The sequence below is a fragment of the Azoarcus indigens genome, assembly GCF_004361735.1.
GTDB classification, from domain to species: Bacteria; Pseudomonadota; Gammaproteobacteria; order Burkholderiales; family Rhodocyclaceae; genus Azoarcus; species Azoarcus indigens.
In genome coordinates this window covers 1-1,764 of sequence record NZ_SNVV01000065.1, presented here as the reverse complement: position 1 = coordinate 1,764, position 1,764 = coordinate 1, and the positions used below count along the sequence as shown (strand labels likewise).

Annotated in this window: 1 protein-coding gene; it reads left to right on the top strand. The window is 68.8% G+C overall.

Translation table 11 applies throughout. From position 1 onward, the window contains the following. A partial coding sequence (locus C7389_RS24680) for a condensation domain-containing protein (protein WP_162851839.1) occupies positions 1-1,764 on the top strand: 1,764 nt, incomplete at both ends.

The window sequence follows — 1,764 nt, the reverse complement described above, 5'->3', positions numbered from 1 at the left end:
TCCTACGCGCAACGTCGTCAATGGTTCCTGTGGGAACTGGACCGTGCCAGCACGGCGTACCACATCGCCGGGGGCCTGCGGCTCCAGGGCGAGGTGAACCTGGATGCGCTGCAAGGAAGCTTCGCGGCGCTGGTGAGCCGGCACGAATCGCTGCGCACGGTCTTCCTTGCCGACGAGCAAGGGCTGGCCCGGCAACACATCCAGGCCCAAGGCAAACCCGCCTTCGAGCTGATCGACCTGAGCGGCACCCCGGCGGAAGAAAGCGAGGCGCGCGCGCGGGCAGCAGCCGAACGGCTGCACTCGACCCCCTTCGACCTCAGCCAGGGCCCGCTGCTGCGTATCGGCCTGATCCGGCTCTCGGCGCGGGAACACCTGCTGATCGTCGTGATGCACCACATCATCTCGGACGGCTGGTCGATGCAGATCCTGGTGGACGAATTCGTCGCCCACTACCGCGCCGCGGTCGAAGGACGCCAGGCACACCTCCCCCCGCCCGCCATCCAGTACGCCGACTACGCCCAGTGGCAACGGCAGTGGCTGGAAGCCGGCGAAAAAGCCCGCCAGCTCGACTACTGGCAAACCCAACTGGGCACCGAACACCCCCTCCTGCACCTGCCCACCGACCGCCCCCGGCGTGCCGACGGCCGCTACAGCGCCGCCCGCTGGACGGTCAGCGTCCCGGAGCGGCTCACGCACACGCTGCGCAAGCTCGCCCAGCTTGAGAACACCACCGTCTTCGTCACCCTGCTCGCCGGCCTGCAAGCCCTGCTGCACCGCTACACCGGGCAGGAAGACATCCGCATCGGCGTCCCCATCGCCAACCGCCACCGCATCGAAACCGAAAGCGTGATCGGCTTCTTCGTCAACACCCAGGTCCTGCGCAACTGCATCGGCAGCCGCGACCGCCTGGCCGACGTCCTGGCGCGGAGCCGGGAAGCCGCCCTGGGCGCCCAGACCCACCAGGACCTCCCCTTCGAACACCTGGTCGAAGCCCTGCAGCCCGAACGCAGCCTGGGCACCACCCCCCTGTTCCAGGTGATGTTCAACCACCTGAAGCACGACGCCCGCGCCCTGCACTCGCTCCCCGGGCTGACCCTGCAAGCCTACGAACTGGGCGCCAAAGCGGCGCAGTTCGAACTCACGGTAGAAGCGCTGGAACAAGCCGGCGGCGGGCTGAAGCTGAGCTTCATCTACGCCCGGGAACTGTTCGACCCGGCCAAAGTGGCCCGCCTCGCAGGCCACTACCTCGCCCTGCTCGAAGCGCTGGCGGAGGCGCCCGGCCAAGCGCTGTCGGACGTCCCCCTGCTGAGCGCAGCGGAACGCGAGCAACTCAAAGGCTGGAGCGAAAACGGCGCCCCCCCGGCAAGCGCGGCGCCGATCCACCGGCTGATCGAAGCGCAGGCGGCGGCCCACCCGGACGCGGTGGCAGTGATCTTCGGTGAAGCGCAGCTGAACTACGGCGAGCTGAACCGGCGGGCGAACCAACTCGCGCACCACCTGACCGGGCTGGGCGTCGGCCCGGAAGTGAAGGTGGGGATCGCGGTGGAGCGCTCCTTGGACATGGTGGTGGGTCTGCTGGCGATCCTGAAGGCGGGCGGGGCGTATGTGCCGCTGGACCCGGAGTACCCGGCGGAGCGGCTGGGCTACATGATGGAAGACAGCGGGATAGGGCTGTTGCTCACGCAGCGCGCGCTTCGGGCACTGCTGCCGCTACCGAGCGGACTCACTGTCCTGGAACTGGACACGCTGGCGCTGACGGCCGAG